Annotated in this window: 16 protein-coding genes and 1 pseudogene; 4 read left to right on the top strand and 13 right to left on the bottom strand. The window is 38.7% G+C overall.

All coding sequences use genetic code 11. The features are described 5' to 3' along the window. Window positions 1-41 precede the first annotated feature (41 nt). The 4 genes and pseudogenes from AC3CAU_RS01935 to AC3CAU_RS01920 all read left to right on the top strand — a co-directional run. Window positions 42-1,475: pseudogene (locus AC3CAU_RS01935) on the top strand (circularly permuted type 2 ATP-grasp protein); the annotation flags it as partial. A 24-nt stretch (window positions 1,476-1,499) separates the two neighbouring features. Next, window positions 1,500-2,102: an alpha-E domain-containing protein gene (locus tag AC3CAU_RS01930; RefSeq protein ID WP_447053211.1), complete on the top strand. Its 603-nt coding sequence runs from the start codon at window positions 1,500-1,502 to the stop codon at window positions 2,100-2,102. After that, a complete protein-coding gene (locus AC3CAU_RS01925; protein ID WP_447053210.1) occupies window positions 2,099-2,878 on the top strand; it encodes a transglutaminase family protein in 780 nt (259 codons plus the stop codon). Before AC3CAU_RS01930 ends, AC3CAU_RS01925 begins: the two co-directional genes overlap by 4 nt. Window positions 2,879-2,904: 26 nt before the next feature. Further along, complete coding sequence (locus AC3CAU_RS01920) at window positions 2,905-3,645, top strand: proteasome-type protease (RefSeq protein WP_447053209.1); 741 nt, start codon at window positions 2,905-2,907, stop codon at window positions 3,643-3,645. Between the two features lie 53 nt (window positions 3,646-3,698). Here the strand turns inward: AC3CAU_RS01920 and alr are convergent, their stop codons facing one another. The 13 genes from alr to ppsA all read right to left on the bottom strand — a co-directional run bounded on the left by alr (window position 3,699) and on the right by ppsA (window position 20,605). Further along, the gene (alr, locus tag AC3CAU_RS01915) at window positions 3,699-4,766 is read right to left on the bottom strand and encodes an alanine racemase (RefSeq protein ID WP_447053208.1); all 1,068 of its coding nucleotides are present in this window, start codon (window positions 4,764-4,766) and stop codon (window positions 3,699-3,701) included. Between the two features lie 397 nt (window positions 4,767-5,163). Beyond that, on the bottom strand, window positions 5,164-6,609 hold the full coding sequence (gene dnaB, locus AC3CAU_RS01910; protein ID WP_131216160.1) for a replicative DNA helicase: 1,446 nt from the start codon (window positions 6,607-6,609) through the stop codon (window positions 5,164-5,166). A 251-nt stretch (window positions 6,610-6,860) separates the two neighbouring features. Further along, on the bottom strand, window positions 6,861-7,307 hold the full coding sequence (rplI, locus tag AC3CAU_RS01905; protein WP_131216159.1) for a 50S ribosomal protein L9: 447 nt from the start codon (window positions 7,305-7,307) through the stop codon (window positions 6,861-6,863). A 9-nt stretch (window positions 7,308-7,316) separates the two neighbouring features. Beyond that, window positions 7,317-7,544: a 30S ribosomal protein S18 gene (rpsR, locus tag AC3CAU_RS01900; protein WP_004676982.1), complete on the bottom strand. Its 228-nt coding sequence runs from the start codon at window positions 7,542-7,544 to the stop codon at window positions 7,317-7,319. An 11-nt stretch (window positions 7,545-7,555) separates the two neighbouring features. Continuing rightward, complete coding sequence (gene rpsF / locus AC3CAU_RS01895) at window positions 7,556-7,942, bottom strand: 30S ribosomal protein S6 (protein ID WP_053578020.1); 387 nt, start codon at window positions 7,940-7,942, stop codon at window positions 7,556-7,558. A gap of 274 nt (window positions 7,943-8,216) precedes the next feature. Beyond that, entirely contained in the window at window positions 8,217-9,095 is an 879-nt protein-coding gene (gene cyoE / locus AC3CAU_RS01890; protein WP_131216158.1) for a heme o synthase, read from the bottom strand. A 10-nt stretch (window positions 9,096-9,105) separates the two neighbouring features. After that, a complete protein-coding gene (locus AC3CAU_RS01885; RefSeq protein ID WP_171459146.1) occupies window positions 9,106-9,435 on the bottom strand; it encodes a cytochrome o ubiquinol oxidase subunit IV in 330 nt (109 codons plus the stop codon). After that, on the bottom strand, window positions 9,432-10,052 hold the full coding sequence (gene cyoC, locus AC3CAU_RS01880) for a cytochrome o ubiquinol oxidase subunit III (protein ID WP_424619651.1): 621 nt from the start codon (window positions 10,050-10,052) through the stop codon (window positions 9,432-9,434). Before cyoC ends, AC3CAU_RS01885 begins: the two co-directional genes overlap by 4 nt. A gap of 4 nt (window positions 10,053-10,056) precedes the next feature. Next, on the bottom strand, window positions 10,057-12,045 hold the full coding sequence (cyoB, locus tag AC3CAU_RS01875; RefSeq protein ID WP_131216155.1) for a cytochrome o ubiquinol oxidase subunit I: 1,989 nt from the start codon (window positions 12,043-12,045) through the stop codon (window positions 10,057-10,059). 3 nt (window positions 12,046-12,048) lie between these two features. Next, a complete protein-coding gene (cyoA, locus tag AC3CAU_RS01870; RefSeq protein WP_131216154.1) occupies window positions 12,049-13,122 on the bottom strand; it encodes a ubiquinol oxidase subunit II in 1,074 nt (357 codons plus the stop codon). A gap of 317 nt (window positions 13,123-13,439) precedes the next feature. After that, window positions 13,440-14,210, bottom strand: coding sequence for an RDD family protein (locus AC3CAU_RS01865; RefSeq protein ID WP_131216153.1), 771 nt, complete (start codon window positions 14,208-14,210; stop codon window positions 13,440-13,442). 2,635 nt (window positions 14,211-16,845) lie between these two features. After that, a complete protein-coding gene (locus AC3CAU_RS01860) occupies window positions 16,846-17,136 on the bottom strand; it encodes a transposase (protein ID WP_447054318.1) in 291 nt (96 codons plus the stop codon). Between the two features lie 1,090 nt (window positions 17,137-18,226). Further along, a complete protein-coding gene (gene ppsA / locus AC3CAU_RS01855; RefSeq protein ID WP_447053207.1) occupies window positions 18,227-20,605 on the bottom strand; it encodes a phosphoenolpyruvate synthase in 2,379 nt (792 codons plus the stop codon). Window positions 20,606-20,610 lie beyond the last annotated feature (5 nt).

Raw genomic sequence — 20,610 nt, 5'->3', positions numbered from 1 at the left:
CAATTGCAATAAAAGTTAACAACCACTCTAAAATTAATGGGTTATTTCAACAGTTTAAATCACATTTTTTTAATGAATTAGTAGATGACCAAACCATATCAGAAGAAACGCGCAACAAGATTGAACAGTGGTTATCACAACATACGATTGATGAATTAAAGGCATTAAATCAGGCAGCGAAAGATCACTTTTTGTATGAGGGGATTACTTTTACAGTCTATGGTGAGTCGGAAGGGATTGAGCGCACCATTCCGTATGATCTCATTCCACGAGTGATTGAGAAAAAGCATTGGAATAAAGTCGCGCTGGGCTGTGCACAACGAGTACGCGCGCTCAATTTGTTTTTACACGATATTTACCATCAGCAAGATATTTTAAAAGCCGATATTGTGCCTGAACTGCAAGTGCTGACGCATGAAGCCTATCAGCCACACATGTATGCGCATGAATTAAAAGGTAAAATTTATAGTCAAATTAGCGGAATTGATATTGTCCGTGACCGTCATGGCGAATTTTATGTACTGGAAGATAACCTAAGGACGCCCTCAGGTGTGTCTTATATGCTGGAAAGCCGCAAACTTAGTCAGAAACTGATGCCTGATTTATGCCAGCAAAACAACATTCTAGGCATTGAACAATACCCGCAATTACTTAAAGAAATCTTGGCTGAAAATGCCTGTGTCGATAAGCCCTTTATTGTCGTATTAACGCCGGGACGCTATAACAGCGCATATTATGAGCATTCTTTTCTGGCCAGGGAAATGGATGTGCCTTTAGTGACATCACGTGATCTTTTTGTAGAAAACGATAAGGTTTATGTGAAAACTATCCGTGGAAGACAGCAAGTTGATGTAATTTATCGTCGAGTGGATGATGCCTATTTAGATCCATTATGTTTTATGCCTGATAGTAGTTTAGGAGTGGCGGGCTTAATGTCAGCCTATTTATGTCACAATGTTGTGATTGCAAATGCACCCGGTACTGGGGTGGCGGATGATAAATCAATCTATCCTTATGTTGATAAAATGATTCATTTTTACCTGGGTGAACAAGCAATTTTAAAAAATGTCCCGACTTTCCAGTGTCGTGAAACACAAGACCTGGATTATGTACTCACTAATTTGGAGCAGTTGGTGGTGAAAGAAGCCCAAGGGTCGGGTGGATATGGCATGTTGATTGGTCCCCAAGCATCAAAAGTTGAAATTAAATCTTTTAGAGAAAAAATTATTGCTGCGCCGAACTTGTATATTGCGCAGCCAACTCTGGATTTATCGGTTTGTCCCACCCTGACCGATTTTGGAGTAGCTGAACGTCATATCGATTTGCGTCCTTTTGTTCTCAGTTCACCTTATCGGACAGAGATTGTTCCCGGTGGTTTGACACGTGTCGCTATGCAGGCAGGATCTTTAGTAGTGAATTCTTCACAAGGTGGTGGAGTTAAAGACACATGGGTCGTCGATAATCTTCATTCTTAAACATCTAACCATGGGAAAGAAGTCATGATTTTATTAAATAGTAATGCTCAACATATTTTTTGGTTAGGTCGCTACTTAACGCGTATTCAATATTTGTGTAGTCAATTTCCATTTCATAATAACCAAGGCGCATTGCAATATGCACATGCATTTTGCTTGCCGGCGTTTGATGCAGACTCACTAAATTCATTATTGCTCGAAACAGAACAACCTGCATCTTTTGCTCAGCAATTTCAACATGCCAAAGATAATGTACAAGATTTACGAGGGATATTTTCTGCAAAAGCTTATGCAGAACTCAACCAGCTAATCAAAAATGCGATTGAAAATGCGGCTTATATTTGTGATGTGGCTGGAGAATGTCAGGATATTTTAGAAGCTGAATCTGAAGAGATCTTCCTGTTTTTTACTTTGGGGCAGAATATAGAACAGTTAGATCGACAACTTCGGCTTAAGCAGGATCGCAGCAAAACTTTGGAGAATATTGATAAAACGGTAGAGCTGTTAAATCAGATTGGTTGGAAAGGAGTGGACAGGGCATGGCAGCAGCTTAAGTTAAATCCAGACAGTATGAATTTTTACCACTTCAGTGACCATATCCAAAACCTATTTGAGGTGGATGTATGAAGCTGATGATTAATCACCAAACCCATTATCAATATACTGAGTTAGCGTGTAACAGCATTCAATATATCAAGATGACTCCGACCACGAATTTGCATCAGCAAGTGCATGCCTGGAATGTGAGTATACCCGGCGAGAAACAAGTTAAAACAGATGCTTTTAATAATATCTGGATTACCAGTTCACAGCGCCAACCTTATAGCCAGATGACTATTATGGCGCAAGGTATTGTAGAGATGGATCCAAATACCCAATTTGGAATTGAAAGCTCAATTAATCCCAAATTGTTTTTACAGCCTACGCCTAGCACCTTATGCAATACAGAAATGAAAAATTTTGCAAAATATTATGTTCCTCAGCTAAATCGAGCAAATTTAATTATTTTATCTGAAGCCATACTCAATTATATTCCTTATGTACCTGATCAGACCTCTGTGCAAACCTCTGCTATTGAAGCCTTTCAATATCGACAGGGCGTGTGTCAAGACCATAGCCATGTGTTTATTGCGATGTGTAAATATTTAGGCTTGCCTGCACGCTATGTCTCAGGTTATCTATTTGTACCAAATACTTCTCACCTCGCAAGTCATGCTTGGGCAGAAGTATTTTTTGAAAATTCGTGGTATTGTTTTGATATCAGCAACCAGTTATTTACACCTAATTCACATATTTATGTGGCAATCGGTCGAGATTATTGGGATGTTGCGCCAGTAAGAGGCATAAGAGAGCGCGGTGGTACTGAGTCGATGAACTCTATAGTTCAAGTGCTCGCTTGCTGAAATTTTAAAAGTCATAAGGAGCTCTCATGACTTATTGTTGTGCGCTACGTTTAAAAGAGGGTTTGGTCTTTGTTAGCGATACTCGTACTAATGCGGGCGTAGACCATATCTCTGTATTTCGTAAACTCTATACCTTTGGTGTGGAGGGTGAGCGATTTATCACCATACAAACTTCTGGAAATTTAGCGACAACTCAAGCTGTTATTGGGCATTTGAATAATCACTTGGAACTTGGCCAAGAACCCAACTTATATAGTGTCAATACTATGTTTGAAATGGCGGAGCTGGTGGGTCAAATATTAAGAAAAGTCATTGCAGATGTTACGCAAGAGACGCATGCTCACGAACAGAGTAATTATTATTGTAGTCTGCTGTTAGGTGGCCAAATTAAAGGTGCAGCAATGGAGCTTTATAATATTTATCCGCAAGGTAATTTTATTTGCGCGACAGAAGATACACCTTATTTTCAAATTGGGGAAAGTAAATACGGCAAACCGATACTAGATCGGGCCTTAAGTTATGAAATGCCCTTAGACGAGGCGGTACGCTGTAGTTTGATTTCATTTGATTCTACTTTACGTTCCAACGTTTCAGTGGGAATGCCGTTAGACACAATCGTTTATCATAAAGATTCCTTACACGTTCCTAATGGCAAACGCATTTATGAAGAAGATCCATATTTTAGGCAGCTGAGTAAACAGTGGTCAGACACTTTACGCCGTGGCTTACAGAAACTGCCTATTCCTACAGATGATTATCTAGATTAAACAGAGCTAAAAAACCCAAGTACAAACTTGGGTTTTTTATACGGCATAAAAGTTTACTTTCTTATTGGACGGGCACTTAGACGACACAAAAGTTCATAACCAATCGTACCATTGGCTTCAGCCACATCATCGACTAAGCGGTTTTTACCCCATAGTTCAACTTCGGTACCAATTTTTGCGTTTAAGCCTGTGATATCAATGGCGATCATATCCATGGCAACACGACCAATCACACATGTGTGTTGACCATTTATCGCAACATAGTTTTGTTTAACGAAAGCACGCGGATAGCCATCACCATAACCAATTGAAACGATGGCTAAATCCATTTCTTTTTCAGCCTTAAAGGTTGAGCCATAGCCTACAGATTCACCTGCCTGAATATGGTTTAAAGCAATGATTTCAGCAGTAAAGGTCATTACCGGTTTCAGATCTAAATCCTGTGCTGATCTATCTGCAAATGGAGATGCACCATAAAGCATAATCCCGGGACGTACAAAATCAAAATTCAGTTCAGGCCATTTATAAATGGCTGCTGAGTTACAGCAAGAAGCCATTACTGGCGCGCAAGCTTCTTTAACCTGAAGAAATTGATTTTTTTGTTGTTCATTTAACGGGTGATTTTCTGCATCAGCATTGGCAAAGTGCATCGCTAAAACACAAGTAAAACCTTCCGCTTTAAGAGCATTAATGACTTCAATAATCTCTGGTGCTTTAAAACCTAGACGGTTCATACCACTATTGAGTTTGACCCAAACTTTTAAGTTTTTGCCAATATAAACATTTTTATATGTTCGCAACCAGTCGAGTTGTTGTTGCTGATGCACGACGCATTCAATGTTATTTTCAACCACAACCCGCATTTCATCTTCAGAGAAAATACCCTCGATGATGGTAATTGGTTGTTGATAGCCGAGTTCACGAATTTCAAGTGCTTCTTCGAGGCAGGCGACACCAAAGGCATCCGTTCCACTTAAGGCTGCTAAACAGTCTTTGACTCCATGTCCGTAAGCATTGGCTTTAACCATACTTACAATTTGAGCAGTTGGTGCAAGTTGTTTAACACGGTTTAAATTATATTGCAGCGCTTCTCTGTCAATATAAACTGTTGCTTGGCGCACCCTGGTTACTCCTTGGGGTTACAATGAAACATTACAGCAATTTTAGAACAATCACTTATAAGCTGCGATCAATATTGTGGATATGCTTGTGATCTCACTCAAAAGGGAGGGAGGAACTTAAGCAGAATAGAGTGCCATATTGTATTCCTATGGCTGAAAATAAACACTAATTTAAAATATATTTCAATTAAATTTTAGATAGCATGACTTGATTCTATTATTAAAATATCAACAGTAGCTGATCATACTTTTTTTATCTCTTTTTATATTCAAAGTTGATTAAGTTGTAGAAAGATATGCGAAGCTAAAATCAGCTTTCACTTAAAAGAATTGAAGTGCAGACGTGGACAAAAATAAGCAGCTAAAAAAACGAGGTCATTACCTCGTTTTTTATTACTTATTCTTCATCATTATATTGAGCATAAAACTCTGGTGAAAGGTTACTAAATCGGGTGTATTGGCCTTCAAAAGCCAGACGCACCGTACCAATAGGGCCGTTACGCTGTTTACCAATAATAATTTCGGCAGTGCCGGCTTCTTTGGATTCTTTGTTATAAACCTCATCACGGTAAATAAACATGATTAAATCGGCATCCTGCTCGATCGCACCGGATTCACGAAGGTCAGACATTACTGGACGTTTGTTTGGTCGGTTTTCCAGTGAGCGGTTAAGCTGTGAAAGGGCAATCACCGGACACATCATTTCTTTTGCCAAAGCTTTTAAGCTTCGTGAAATTTCCGAAATTTCACCGACACGGTTGTCGCCCATACCGGGTACTTTCATTAACTGCAAGTAATCGACCATGATACAGCCAATTTTACCGCCATGCATTTTGGCAATACGACGCGCGCGCGCGCGTAATTCTGTTGGGGGAAGGGCTGATGAATCATCAATATACAGATTTTTTTCTTGAAGCTGTAAAATCGTACCGGTCACTTTAGACCATTCATCACCATCCAGTTTGCCTGAGCGTAAATGGCCTTGGTGAACTTTACCGTAAGCCGAGATTAAACGCATCGCAATTGAGTCTGCCGGCATCTCCATGGAGAACACAAGAGCAGGTAGATCGCAGTTAAATAGTACACTTTCCACCAAGTTCATGGCAAAGGTGGTTTTACCCATAGATGGACGCGCAGCGACAATAATCAAGTCACCCGATTGCATACCCGAGGTTTTGTTATCCAGCTCCATAAAGCCTGAAGTTAAACCGGTAATACTGCCTTCCATTTGAGACAATTCATTTAACTTGTCAAAAACATCGGCAACTACAGCGTTGATTGGTTTTGGACCTTGAGCTTTGGCATTATTATTATGTTGTTCAGCAATGGAAAAAATATTGGTTTCGGCAAGATCTAAAATTTCACTGACACTACGACCTTTGGTATCATAAGCATTCTGTAAAATTTCAGAGCTGACTTTAATCATGCTGCGTAAAGTTGAAAATTCTTTAATTTTATTGGCATAGGTTTCCAGGTTATAAAAACTAGAAGGCGAGTCTGCCATGAGTTGCATTAAATATTCTTCACCACCAACAGCATCCAATAAATTCTGTTTGATGAGCCAATCGTTGACTAAGACTGCGTCGTAAGGTGAGTTTTCTTGGGTTAATTTTTCAATGGCGCGAAAAATATACTTATGCCGTGTCGCATAAAAATCATTTTCACTGAGTACATCACCCACTTGTTCGAAAGACTCAGCCACGGTCATGAGTGCTGCGAGTACAGCTTGCTCGATCGCCAAGTTATGGGGGGGAGTGCGAAACTCTTTTAATTGGCCTGACTCATTCCCTTTATTATCTACTTTAGATGAGTTAAGCATAGCATTGGCATTCGCCTGTGACATATAAAACCCTGATTTTAAATGCGATAAAGAAGTAGTTTGAAAATTGAGACGAATAGTGAATTTTCAACGATTTTCGTCTAGACAGATGATACCTGTTCTTAAAAAAAATGCGAATCGAAAATTTCATTGAGCTAAAAATAGTAAAAATAATGTGTGTTTACTATTTTCGGTAAATCTGGATAAGCTATTTTGCCTATTTTTACAGATAAAAAAAAGAGCATACAAAAGCATGCTCTTTTTCTTGCAGAAAATTACTCAGATACGATAGTAACGAGAACTTCAGCAGTAACATCATGATGCAATTGAATTGCGATGTTGAATTCACCAGTGTTGCGAAGCGCACCATTTGGTAAACGAACTTCTGCACGGTCAACTTCAAGACCAGCATTAGTCAACGCGTCAGCGATGTCACGAGTACCGATTGAACCGAATAGTTTACCTTCATCACCAGCTTTAGCAGTGATTACGATGTTAACTTCGTTCAATTGATCAGCACGTGCTTGAGCAGCAGCTAAAACATCAGCTTCAGCTTTCTCAAGTTCTGCACGACGAGCTTCAAAAGCAGCAGTATTTGACTCAGTCGCTGCTACTGCTTGACCTTGAGGGATAAGGTAGTTGCGGCCGTAACCAGCTTTAACTGAAACTTTATCGCCTAATTTACCAAGGTTTTTAATGCGTTGTAATAAAATAATATCCACAGCTCAACCTCACTTATGATTGTCAGTGTAAGGGATCAAAGCCAAGTAACGAGCTTGTTTAATAGCAAGCGCTAATTGACGTTGGTAACGAGCTTTAGTACCTGTAATACGGCTAGGAACAATCTTGCCGTTTTCAGTGATGTACTGTTTTAAAGTATCGATATCTTTGTAGTCGATGTACGCAACTTTCTCAGCTGTAAAGCGGCAGAACTTGCGACGACGGTAAAAACGTGCCATTAATGTTCTCCTTATGCTTCAGCAGAGTCTTGAGATTGTTGTGCTTCTTCACGTTGTGCTTTACGCGCACGTTTTTCTTCAGCACTTTTAGCAAGCAATGATTCTTCAGTGATTGCGTTTTCACGACGAATAATAACATTACGAAGGATTGCATCGTTATAACGGAACAATTCTTCTAATTCATTAAGCGTAGTTTGACCACATTCAACATTCATTAAAATGTAGTGAGCTTTATGAATTTTGTTAATTGGGTAAGCCAATTGACGACGGCCCCAATCTTCTAAACGGTGAATTTGACCTTCAGCTTCTTTGATGTGAGTTAGGTAACGTTCTACCATACCCACAACTTGATCGCTTTGGTCTGGATGTACCAAAAGTACGATTTCGTAGTGACGCATTGTCAGCTCCTTACGGTTTGTGCAGCCCCTAACTTTTGAAAAGCTAGAAGCAAGGAGTCACAACCAAAGTTGTGTCGCAAAAAATTGCGAAGCGTGAATTTTAGTGGTTTTAGGGATAAATTACAAGGAAATCTTTTATGATGATTGAATTTGTATACAAGCTTGACAGCAGGAAGGTTTAAATAAATAAAAATGGAAGGGGGTCTTGATTAAGTGTTTTTTAAAGTAATAAAAATTAAGGAATAAAAAAAGATAGAGTAGAACTCTATCTTTTCTAGAAAAACACGATTTTTGTTGGTGGTGCTTGGGAGGTAAAACTAAAACAGATACTAATAATCGTAATTAAAATGACTGAAAATAGGAAAAAGCGTTTTGCCCATAATTGATCATTTTCAGCTTTAAAGCCCAGTACACCAATATAAAACCAATAAATACATAGCCCGTTTAAAATAACGAGATATAACCAGTTTGCATAACCATATACAAATAAGGCATTCATGGCGATGGTAAATAAAACAACATAAATCAATGATTCAATTTTAGTACGTAAAACAGAACGTGCTACAGGGAGAATCGGGATACCTGCATTTTTGTAGTCATCAAAACGATATACTGCAATTGCCCATGAATGAGGCATTTGCCAAAGTGCATAACCAATAAAAATAAGCAGTGCAGCTAAGTCAAATTCATTGCTAACAGCGGTATATCCGATCACTGGTGGGCTTGCACCAGAAATACTTCCAATAACGGTTTGGTGAATTGTTGTGCGTTTTGTCCAGAGGCTATAAAACACCACATAGACCACAAAACCAATCACTGCAAATAAAAAAGCGTACGCATTTACCCAGAACCATAAAATGCTAAAACCAATCACACCCAGTACCAAGGAATACACCAAGGCTCCAGGAACAGAAACCGATTTTTTAACCATCGCACGGTTTTGTGTGCGCTGCATTTTTTGGTCGATGTCTTGGTCAATAACGTTATTGACCACACAACCAGAGGCAACAACCAAAGTTGTACCCAAGAGGGTAATAAGCAATAAAAGGAAATCTACAGAACCTTGAGCGGCTAGAAAATAGCCGCCCAAAGTGGTAACAAAGTTACCGAAGAGAATTCCTGGTTTAGTCAGGAATAAATACTTTTTCAGCATGACAATCAGTTTAGATCATCATGTTGTAGTGAAGGTAGTTCATAATCCATACAGAGCCAACCAATAAAATTGCCACTGTAAGAATTGTATAGATGAATGCAATTACATTCCAGCGCTGCTCTGAAGAAGAGTTCATGTGCAGGAAGTAAACTAACTGTACAAGAATCTGAGCAACAGCTGTGATGGCAATCGTTGCAATAATGAGGCCACGTCCAAAACCGCCTGCCATAACCATACCAAAAGGAATGATCGTAAGCAAAACTGAAAGGATAAAGCCAATTGTATATTGCTTTGTATTGCCGTGCGCTGCGCCAGCAGAGTTATGGTCATGACTCATTATAGAACTCCCATCAAGTAAACTACGCTGAATACACAGATCCAAACGATGTCAAGGAAGTGCCAGAACAAGCTTAGGCAAGCAAGACGACGAGTGTTTGGAAGGGTCAAACCATTTTTCTTGATTTGATACATCAACACAAGCATCCATACCAAACCAGAAGTTACGTGAATACCGTGCGTACCAACTAAGGTAAAGAATGCCGATAAGAACGCACTTGTGGTCGGACCATGGCCTGCGTGTACAAGGTGATTGAACTCATAAAGTTCCATACCAATGAAGGCAGCACCAAATACCCAAGTAATTGCTAACCAAGTTAGAACTTGGCCAACATTTTTCTTGTATGAAGCAAGTACGGCAAAACCGAAGGTCACAGAAGAGATCAAGAGGGCGAAAGTTTCAGTTAAAACGAAACCTAAAGAATCACCAAAAAGCTCTTTAGCACTTGGGGTACCAAGAGGAATGTGACTGCTTAATACAGCGAACGCGATGAAGAGTGTCCCGAATAGGATCAAGTCACTCATCAAGTAAGTCCAGAAACCAAAGACTGTGATGTCAGTATCATCGTGATGATGATGCTCATCGTGTCCATGGTTGTCGTGATGAAGTACTTCAGCCATTGTCTTAGTCCTTCTTCAAGTGTTTTTCAAGAATCGCATAACGTTCGTTTTCAATGCGTTCTACTTCAGCAGCAGGCACATAGTAATCCACTTTCTTAGTGAATGAACTTACGATAAACGAAACGATAGCACCAATGAATCCAACGGCTACTAACCACCAGATATGCCAGATTAAAGCAAAGCCCATTACAGTAATCAGCATTGCAATAATGAAACCAGCCGCACGGTTGGTTGGCATATGAATGTCTTCATACTGGGTTGGTTTAGCATATGCGATGCCATTTTCTTTGTCAGTCCAGAAAGTATCAATACCATTGATCTTAGGAAGATGAGCAAAGTTATAGAACGGAGCTGGTGAAGATGTTGCCCATTCTAAAGTACGGCCATCCCAGATGTCACCAGTGTGATCGATATTGTTGTTGCGTTGTAAGAAGCCAACAATGATTTGCATTAGGAAACATGCAATACCAATAGCAACTAGAACGGCACCAAACAGTGCAATCGACACATACGGATCCCATTCTGGGTTGTCATATGTATTCAAGCGACGAGTCATACCCATGAAACCAAGGATATAAAGTGGCATGAATGCAAAGTAGAAACCGAAGAACCAGAACCAGAACGCTGCTTTGCCCCAAGTTTCATTGAGTTTCCAGCCAAACATTTTTGGCCAGTAGAAAATGATACCTGCGAACATTGCAAATACTACACCACCAATAATTACGTTATGGAAGTGAGCAATCAAGAATAACGAGTTATGTACCAGGAAGTCCGCTGGTGGAACTGCCATTAATACACCTGTTAAACCACCGATACCAAAAGTCACAAGGAAGCCAAGTGTCCAAAGCATTGGGGTTGTAAAGGTAATGCGACCCTTATACATGGTGAATAACCACGAGAAGATTTTCACACCAGTAGGGATGGCAATAATCATGGTCATGATACCGAAGAACGCGTTAACGTTGGCACCAGCACCCATGGTAAAGAAGTGGTGAACCCATACAACGAAAGACAATACTGTGATTGCTACAGTTGCATACACCATTGATTTGTAACCGAACAATGCTTTGCGCGAGAAAGTCGCAACAACTTCTGAGTAAATACCAAATGCTGGTAATACCAAGATATACACTTCTGGGTGACCCCAAGTCCAAATCAAGTTTACATACAGCATTGGGCTACCACCCAAGTCATTTGTAAAGAAGTGGAAACCGAAGTAACGGTCAAGTGAAAGCATTGCAATAGTTGCAGTTAACACAGGGAAAGCTGCAATGATCAATACTGCTGTACATAAAGATGTCCAGGTAAAGATCGGCATATCCATCAGTGTCATGCCAGGTGCACGCATTTTAATGATGGTAACAAAGAAGTTAACACCTGTTAAAAGCGTACCCAAGCCTGAAATTTGAAGTGCCCAGATATAGTAGTCAACACCTACGCCCGGAGAATATTCAATGCCTGATAGTGGAGGATAAGCCATCCAACCTGTTGCAGCGAATTCACCCAGCGCAAGAGAAGCCATCATTAGACCTGCAGCACCGGCAAATAGCCAGAAGCTTAGAGAGTTCAATAATGGGAAGGCAACGTCACGAGCACCGATCTGTAAAGGTACAGAGATGTTCATTAAGCCGACTACTAGACCCATCGCTACGAAGAAGATCATGATTACGCCATGGGCAGTAAAGATCTGGTCATAATGTTCAGGGTGTAAATAACCTTCACCACCACCTCGAGCGAGGAACTGTTGAAGACGCATCATGATCGCATCTGCAAAACCACGAACTAACATGATTACAGATACGAAGATATACATGATACCAATTTTTTTATGGTCTACAGAGGTGAACCATTCAGTCCACAAGTAGTTCCATTTTTTAAAGTAGGTGATACCTGCAACGACTGCAAGGCCACCTAGGATCATCATCGCAACAGTCACCAATACAATTGGATCGTGTGGAATTGAATCCGGACCTAACTTACCTAATAAGCTCATGTCTTATTCCTCTACAGAAGCAGCTGTCGCATGTTCAACATTGGCATGAGCATCAGAAGCAGCAGCTTCATGACCAGCAGTTGCCGAATGGTCAGCACCGTGGTAGTTACTCATGTATTTGTTAATCACTGATTCGAACAATTTAGGCTCTACTGAAGAATAATAAGTCACTGGATGTGGCTTAGTTGGATAAGGCTTCAATGCTTCAGCAGCAGCCTTCTCTTCAGGAGTTTGGGCATTCACAACCATTGCTTCAATTTGGTGCTTAGAACGGTTACCGTCACGTAGAGCTGCAAATTCAGTATGGTCTAAAACAGTTTTTTGAACTGCATTAGGATTTACTGAAGTACCGTTGCCTGCTTTAACAGCAGCAACCCATTCAGCAAACTGAGCATCTGTTACAGAATGAGCACGGAAGTGCATTTGTGAGAAGCCATAACCTGAATAGTTAGAAGAGAAACCGCGGTAGCCTTCAGCTGGGCTGGTTTCATCTGCTAAGAAGTTCAAGTGAGTCTGCATACCCGCCATTGCATAAATCTGACCAGACAATGCAGGGATAAAGAACGAGTTCATTGTGAAGTTCGAAGTTAAACGAAGACTAACCGGAGTTTTCTCTGGGAAGCGAATTTCGTTAACAGTCGCAATGTTTTGTTCTGGGTAAATGAAGATCCATTTGAACTGTTCAGCAATAACTTGGACAGTTAAAGGTGCTTTATCAGATTCGACCGGACGGTATGGGTCATACTTGTGGGAACCCCACCAAGTTAACCACGCTAAAATACCAATAATAATGACAGGTATACCCCATACTACAATTTCAATTGCAGTTGAGTGTGCCCATGTAGGTTTATAGTCTGCATCTTTATTCGATGCGCGATATTTCCATCCAAACCACAATGCCATAACTGCTGATGGAATAACCACCAAAAGCATTAAATAGATCGCAGTCATCATCAAGTCAGATTGACCTTGAGCAACTGGACCTTTTGAGTTTAGAAGTACCATATCACCGCCACACCCAGTCAAGAGTGCAGCCATCGCAGATAAAGACAATACAGCTAAAATTGTTTGTCTCATTTTACAACCTCGGTGAAGAGTCCCATTCCCTAATTTAATATGGGATAGCGATTAAAGTGTCGCATGATTGGAAATATTTTTATTTTCACTTAGAAATTCTAAGTATAAAAAATCCTTCCCAATTATGAGACACCGCTACGTTGTGAGGCATTATGCCTCATATTGTTGAACTAAGCTATATCTAAGGAAGCTTTAAATGACTGTTATAAAAACTGATTTTTTTACTCGGAATTAAACTTTTACTATAATAATTTTATTTTAATATCAATATTCTGGGGGGAACAGGGATATAAAATAATCCCTGTTTGAGTGCATAATTATTGTTTAACCACTTTGGTTTTGGCTAATTTATCATGCAAGGTTTGACGTTTTTCACTCATGGCAAAGACATGATCAATGATCGTGATAAACGGCATAAACAACAGATTTAAAATAATAAAAATGAAACTTCGTAAAGTGAATGCACGCATTAAGCTTACTTTCTCACCACTTTCTACATCTACAATTTTGATTTTGGTCAGTTTTTTACCAATGCTTTGTCCGGATTTCGCCAGCATAAACGCCTGGATTCCAAGCATAATAATGATGTATATCCCCATTGCTTGCCAAGCTTCTGCAGGAATAAGAGTAAATAGTTGTTGTTGTAATTGAACTGCTTGAGTTGAGGTGTCGGCAGATTGCATCTTCTGCTGAATTTCAGACAGCTGATTAATCTGTTCTGGTTTCAGAAAAAAAGAGGGAATGGCAGCTGCGGGTAACCAGAGCAATAAGTCGATAATTTTTGCTAAGATCCGAGTGCTAATAGAAGCAAGCTCAGTATTTGGAGCAGTTTTTTTTTCGACCTGTATTTTATTGAAGCCGGAATTCTGAACAGGGGTTTGCTCAGGAAAAGGTGCAGACCCAATATAACCTTCAGGTTGATATACAAGTTTACCTTGGGTTAATTCACCTAAAGCTTTCCATTCGGTCATGCCTTGGTGCCAAGCCAAATCTGTAAGCAGAACTTGCTGACTAGCGAGCATTTGATTCAACTGCTCTAAGGTGTATGGACCAGCTTGTTGATTATTACGAGCCAAGTAAATTTGCATAAATATTAAATCTCAAAACGTAAATTAGGTTTGTATAGCAAACCCTTAAATTATAGATGAAAAAAGGACTTAAATAGGAGCAATTATTTTTGCGTCTCATTTATGTCATATTTTAAACACCTTTAAAATACACATTTTTAGGCAAGATTTTAAATTTATAAATAATAAATTTAAACGGATTTTCAAACTAAGTACAACAATACTTATGGCAACCTTCTAGAAACGTAATGCATGCATTACTGCCACTATCTGCATAAAACCACAAAAACCGCAGTCAAAATTTTTTGATACTGTACGTGATGCGAAAGCATGGGCTAAAGAAACTGAAGTTGCTCTAATAGATGAAAATCATAAAATCTTTGACCATTGCATCTTAAAAGATGCTTTAGAGGAGTATCGTGACACAGTTTCAGGCAAAAAACGAGGCGCTGAGCGTGAGATTAGTCGTATTAACTCTATTCTAAAACACATGAAGTGCGATATAGCTTTAGCTAAAGCGAATAATAGATTTTTATCAGTTTCATGGTGTGAGGGATGTTTAGAGAATATTTCATCCTCAACAGCAAGATATCATTTTATTTTTGCTAGCAGGTTTTTTTAACTCGTGGCTAGAATCAAAATTGTGGCCCGGGGGGAATTCAGGGACGGATGTGCAGATTCTTAAAAAACCTCTACATCGTGAAAGAATTCTTCAACAACAAATGGATACCTGATTGCTATATTTTTCTAATGAATTAAAAACTATTTTTGATTGCCAATTAAAACTGAAATACGCCAATCGAAAATTGACTATTTAGATTGGAAAAGAATCCATTTAAACAAACAATAATATTTACCATTCCACACCCAATGGGATTGCTGCATTTCTTTAACAGTTTTTAGTAAGTATTTGTATTGAATATTTTTTAACTCAAGCTTCTAAAGAGATGTGGCATTGATCTGCGTATGCGGCTGAAAATTTGAGTAAGATTTAGTAGCTCATCAATCTGCTGATTAAATACATATGCAATTGCCTGTGAGATTTCTTGATGAATTAAGTCACGCCAGTCATTTTCCTGCACGGTTACAGTTTCGACTACTCTCATCAGAATTCATCCCAACCCAAATTGCATAAAGTTAATCCAATGCCTATTTTCACGTCTACCACTAATGTGGTGAAACACTAATTTTTGATTGGTTGGTTTCAAAATTTCTGAAACTTTAAGTCGCGCTTTATCCTATTTAAAAATCAATATCCTCCTAAGCGTTAAAACTCCACAAACACTTTTCGAATATCTTCACTCCAGTCTTCATTTAGTTTTCATTAGTTCAGTAAGCCCGCTTTGCTTACCCGCTTTAATCCAAGGGGGGAGATAAAAAACAATAAAATTAACGTTCATGAGACATCTTCTAATCTTTGCTTTACTGATTTAGGCAGACTAAACACAGCGATAAAGGTCTTACCAAATCCACCTTCTTCAATAAAACTATCGATAGTGTTCAAATTTATGTTTTCTGATAGATCTGGCTTGTTTTTAAAATCTTCTTGGCAAAATTCGCAAATGATCAATTATTCAAAGTGAACATAATTTAAGCCTAGCTTTTACTACACGTCATATTTCTCGCCCATAACTTTGCTTTCATTTCGATTTAACGACGACTACAGCCCGTACTATGTAAAATCCTCATCCCTGAAGTACCCCTACTTAATGAAACGTCATTACTTTAGATACGCCAAAATTATACAGAATAATTCAGTATGAGTCATATATGAGCAATCAAGATAAGGACAAAGTTGTGGTCTTAGTGTGGTTACTCAACTGATGGCTTTAATCCTCCTATTTTTCAAGTTAATTTCTTATACATGATTCGGGATAATTAAGAAGCTTACCCAATGTGAAACTGTATAAAAATGTATTAAAAAGCACTTTTGATTATTCAAATCAATATTGAATATGAAAATTTTATATTGTATATTTTACCAAAAGTTACAATCTTGATATGTTTATATGTACGATTTTATTAAAAGTTTTAATACTACAGGTAGTTATTTAGTAGCTGCTGTGTTTTTATTATTCGTAATATTGACTTACTTTTACGTGATAAACCCTGCGTAATAAGGTTAAATCCCAAAAAAGCTTGCCCCATGGCGAGTTTTTTATGGCTACAAGAAAAGAAAAGTAAAAAATAAATGTAATTTTTGATAAAAATCTATGGTTTAGTCAGCTGAACCATTGAAAACTAATTAGCAAAATATAAATTTTTTTGGATAAATAAAAGTTTGAGTTAATGGCATGCAAGATAGAAAATTGGCAGTACTTATAAGCATGTTTTTTATATGCTGTTTGGGCCTAGTACTATCAGTATATATTCAATCGAAAAGCCAAAAGAGGGAAGAGATGCAGAGAATTATTGCTGAAGTAGAACAGGAGCTAGTCAAGATGGATCGTAATTATATAAAATACTAAATGAAATATATTAATCTAAAAAGACTAGACCTCTTTTATAGATTATTTTTTTGCTCAGTTCCAAGTCCTAGATTCCAGCGATTAAATTAAATCTTAAACCGAGTTTTTTTACTTCGACTTCGATAATATTTCGCAAGAATTTTGAATGTTTTAGACTGCTAAAAGCATGCTGAATATCTATTCCTATTCTACTGATTTCCTTGCTGATAGTATTTTAGTACAGCATTTAATTTACAACTTCTCTTGGTTTTAACTGGCAACAGATGTTTTGAATACACCTTATAAATCCCTTGATAGACTTTATCTGCAAAGATAAAAACCCTGCAAGGAATCTGCTGTAAATTACGTTTAAATCGCTTGAAATTATTTACTGTACCACGGTTAGCACATAAGCTCAGTATTTGCTGAGTCTTGTAGTAAATTATGGCCTGTACTTTAAAGGTATGGGGCTTTTTCTTACCGCTGTAGTTTTTTTCTATTTTTTAGGCCGTTGCATGGGAGTTTTTGTAGCATTGTTGATCACAACATTCCCGTCTATCCCTTTACCGTCAAACAAACTCTTGGGCAAATTAAACAAATTGGACTGAATCAAACAGTCTTCTACAAGATGTAAAATTCTTGAGGCTATTGGTTCTGAAATACCATAACTTGTCGCAATATGGAATAAACTTTGGTATTTCCCCTAATAGTTCAGATAAAGCAGAACTTGATCTTCCAAGCCTAACTAGGCGGTGTGCTTTTGGCAGGGACATGCATTTTTAGTTACTCAACCACTAGATAAGTTAAGCATGAGATGCCGGTGTGTCGCTTGAACTGTGTTTCAGAAAGTTAGTTTGATTCGATATATGCCATAGACAGAATGCATGAATAGGGTAAATCTTTTACTATAGATAATAGTCAAAAAGATACTTTTTTTTAAATTTATGAAAGAGGGTTATTGTAATTTACTCTTTTAGTTAAAAAAATTTTTGTATAAAATATGGTTTATGATTCTATCATTTTAGTTTTTGAGTTCTAGTTTTAACTTCTCATACTTGGTAGGTATTTTTGCGGATGAAATAAAAGAGAATCTAATTTTCTTTTTTTTCAGGTGTATATTCAGCCTTCACGCGATGTAAATCGGTTCCATAGTTGATAATGAGGAAATTAAGGTTTGTCGTGATTTTTTGAAAGAGATAAAGTAATAGTCAATCAAAAAAAATACAATTCATTAAATAATCGTATTTTTTTGTTTTCACCATATTGAAATAATTTGATTATATATTTAGTAAAAACAAACAATAACTGCAAAAAAATCTAAAATTCAGCGTAAATTAAGCCTGTTTAATTTGGGAGAATTAAACAGGTTTTTTGTTGAAAGGTATGTATATTTTCCTTCTGCTTCGAACATGTTGCCACACATAAATCCCATCTACAAAATGGCTCACTATTTTTTTATCGTATCTTCAATGTACAACTAGAGATTGATTTTTATGCTTATTTTTAGATGAACTGCAATATTTTATTTTAAGTTTTTATAATTAATAAAATAAAAAAGACCCAGATTTGGGTCTTTTTTAACAGAGTTTATTAAGCTTTTTGAGCCTTTTCTTCAGCAAGGAAGAACCAGGTGTCTAAAACCGAGTCTGGGTTTAGCGATACTGATTCAATACCTTGTTCCATTAACCATTGTGCAAGATCAGGGTGGTCAGAAGGACCTTGACCACAAATACCCACGTATTTACCTGCTTTACGGCATGCATGAATCGCCATAGAAAGTAGCGCTTTAACTGCTGGATCACGTTCATCAAACAGGTGTGAAACAATACCAGAGTCACGGTCAAGCCCAAGTGTTAACTGAGTCAAGTCGTTAGAACCAATAGAGAAGCCATCGAAGTGTTCAAGGAATTGTTCAGCCAACAATGCATTGGTCGGTAATTCGCACATCATGATCACTTTAAGACCATTTTCACCACGTTTAAGACCATTCAGAGCCAATAACTCGATCACACGTTTCGCTTCAGCAACTGTACGTACGAAAGGAATCATGATTTGAATGTTGGTTAAGCCCATTTCATCACGTGCTTTCTTCAATGCACGGCATTCAAGCTCAAAGCAGTCACGGAAGTTGTCAGAAACGTAACGGCTAGCGCCACGGAAACCAAGCATTGGGTTTTCTTCTTCCGGCTCGTATAACTTACCACCGATCAAGTTCGCATATTCGTTTGACTTGAAGTCAGACATACGAACAATCACTGGTTTGTCAGCGAAAGCAGCAGCAAGTGTTGAAATACCTTCAACCAATTTTTCTACATAGAATTCGATTGGAGAAGAGTAGCCTGCTGTACGTGCCATAACAGCTGCACGAGTTTCGCGTGGAAGACTGTCAATGTTTAATAACGCTTTAGGATGCACACCAATCATGCGGTTGATGATGAATTCTAAACGTGCAAGACCAATACCCTCGTTTGGAATGGTTGCAAAATCGAATGCGCGGTCAGGATTACCCACGTTCATCATGATTTTGAACGGAAGTTTAGGCATTGATTCAATCGAGTTGCGTTGAATTTCGAAATCTAAAGAACCTTCATAGATGAAGCCTGTATCACCTTCTGCGCAAGATACAGTTACTTCCTGACCATCAGTAAGCACTTCAGTTGCATTGCCACAACCTACGATAGCAGGAACACCAAGTTCACGAGCGATAATTGCTGCGTGACAAGTACGACCCCCACGATTGGTAACAATCGCTGCAGCCCGTTTCATTACTGGTTCCCAGTCCGGATCAGTCATGTCAGATACAAGAACGTCACCTGGTTGTACTTTGTCCATTTCTTTAATTGAAGAAACGATACGTACGCGACCCGAACCGATACGTTGGCCAATTGAACGGCCTTCACAAATCACAGTACCTTTTTGTTTAAGCAGGTAGCGTTCCATTGTGCCGACATTTTCACGGCTTTTTACTGTTTCAGGACGTGCTTGAACGATGTAGATTTGACCGTCGTCGCCATCTTTCGCCCATTCAATGTCCATTGGTGAACCGTAATGGTTTTCAATGATCAATGCTTGTTTGGCAAGTTCTTGCAGTTCGTGATCGTTTAGCGCGAATTGTTGACGATCTTGTTTTTCAACATCTACAATAACCACCGATTTACCAGCAGAAGCTTCTTCGCCATAAATCATTTTTTGGTGTTTAGAACCAAGATTACGACGCAAGATAGAATGTTTACCTGCATTTAATAATGGTTTAGACAGGTAAAACTCGTCAGGGTTTACAGCGCCCTGAACAACCATTTCACCCAAACCATAAGATGCAGTAATGAAGACAACATCACGGAAACCAGATTCTGTATCCAGTGTAAACATTACACCGGCAGCACCTGTTTCAGAACGTACCATGCGTTGAATACCTGCAGACAAGGCAACAACTTCGTGTTTAAAGTTTTGATGTACGCGGTATGCAATTGCACGGTCATTATATAAAGATGCAAAAACTTCTTTGATCGCGATCAATACATTATCAATACCGCGAATGTTCAAGAAAGTTTCTTGCTGGCCGGCAAAAGAAGCATCTGGTAAGTCTTCTGCAGTTGCAGATGAACGAACGGCAACCGCGATATCAGGGTTGCCGTTAGACAATTCAGCGAAAGCGTTGCGAACTTCTTTTTCAAGTTCTGCTGTAAGCGGAGTATCGACAATCCATTGGCGAATTTTGGCGCCAGTTACTGCAAGAGCATTTACGTCATCAACATTTAAAGTTGATAGCTCTGCCTGAATTTTAGCGTTTAGGCCACTTTGCTCGAGAAATTCACGATACGCAGCCGCTGTAGTTGCGAAACCACCTGGTACTGACACACCAGCATTAGATAAGTGGCTGATCATTTCACCTAAAGATGAGTTTTTCCCACCTACAAGTTCAACGTCGTGTTTCCCTAATTTTTCTAGACCAATTACGCGCGCTTCCAAAGTTG

The organism is Acinetobacter sp. GG23 (assembly GCF_057766365.1).
The sequence above is the reverse complement of the archived record's forward strand: the minus strand, read 5'-3'. Positions and strand labels throughout refer to the sequence as shown.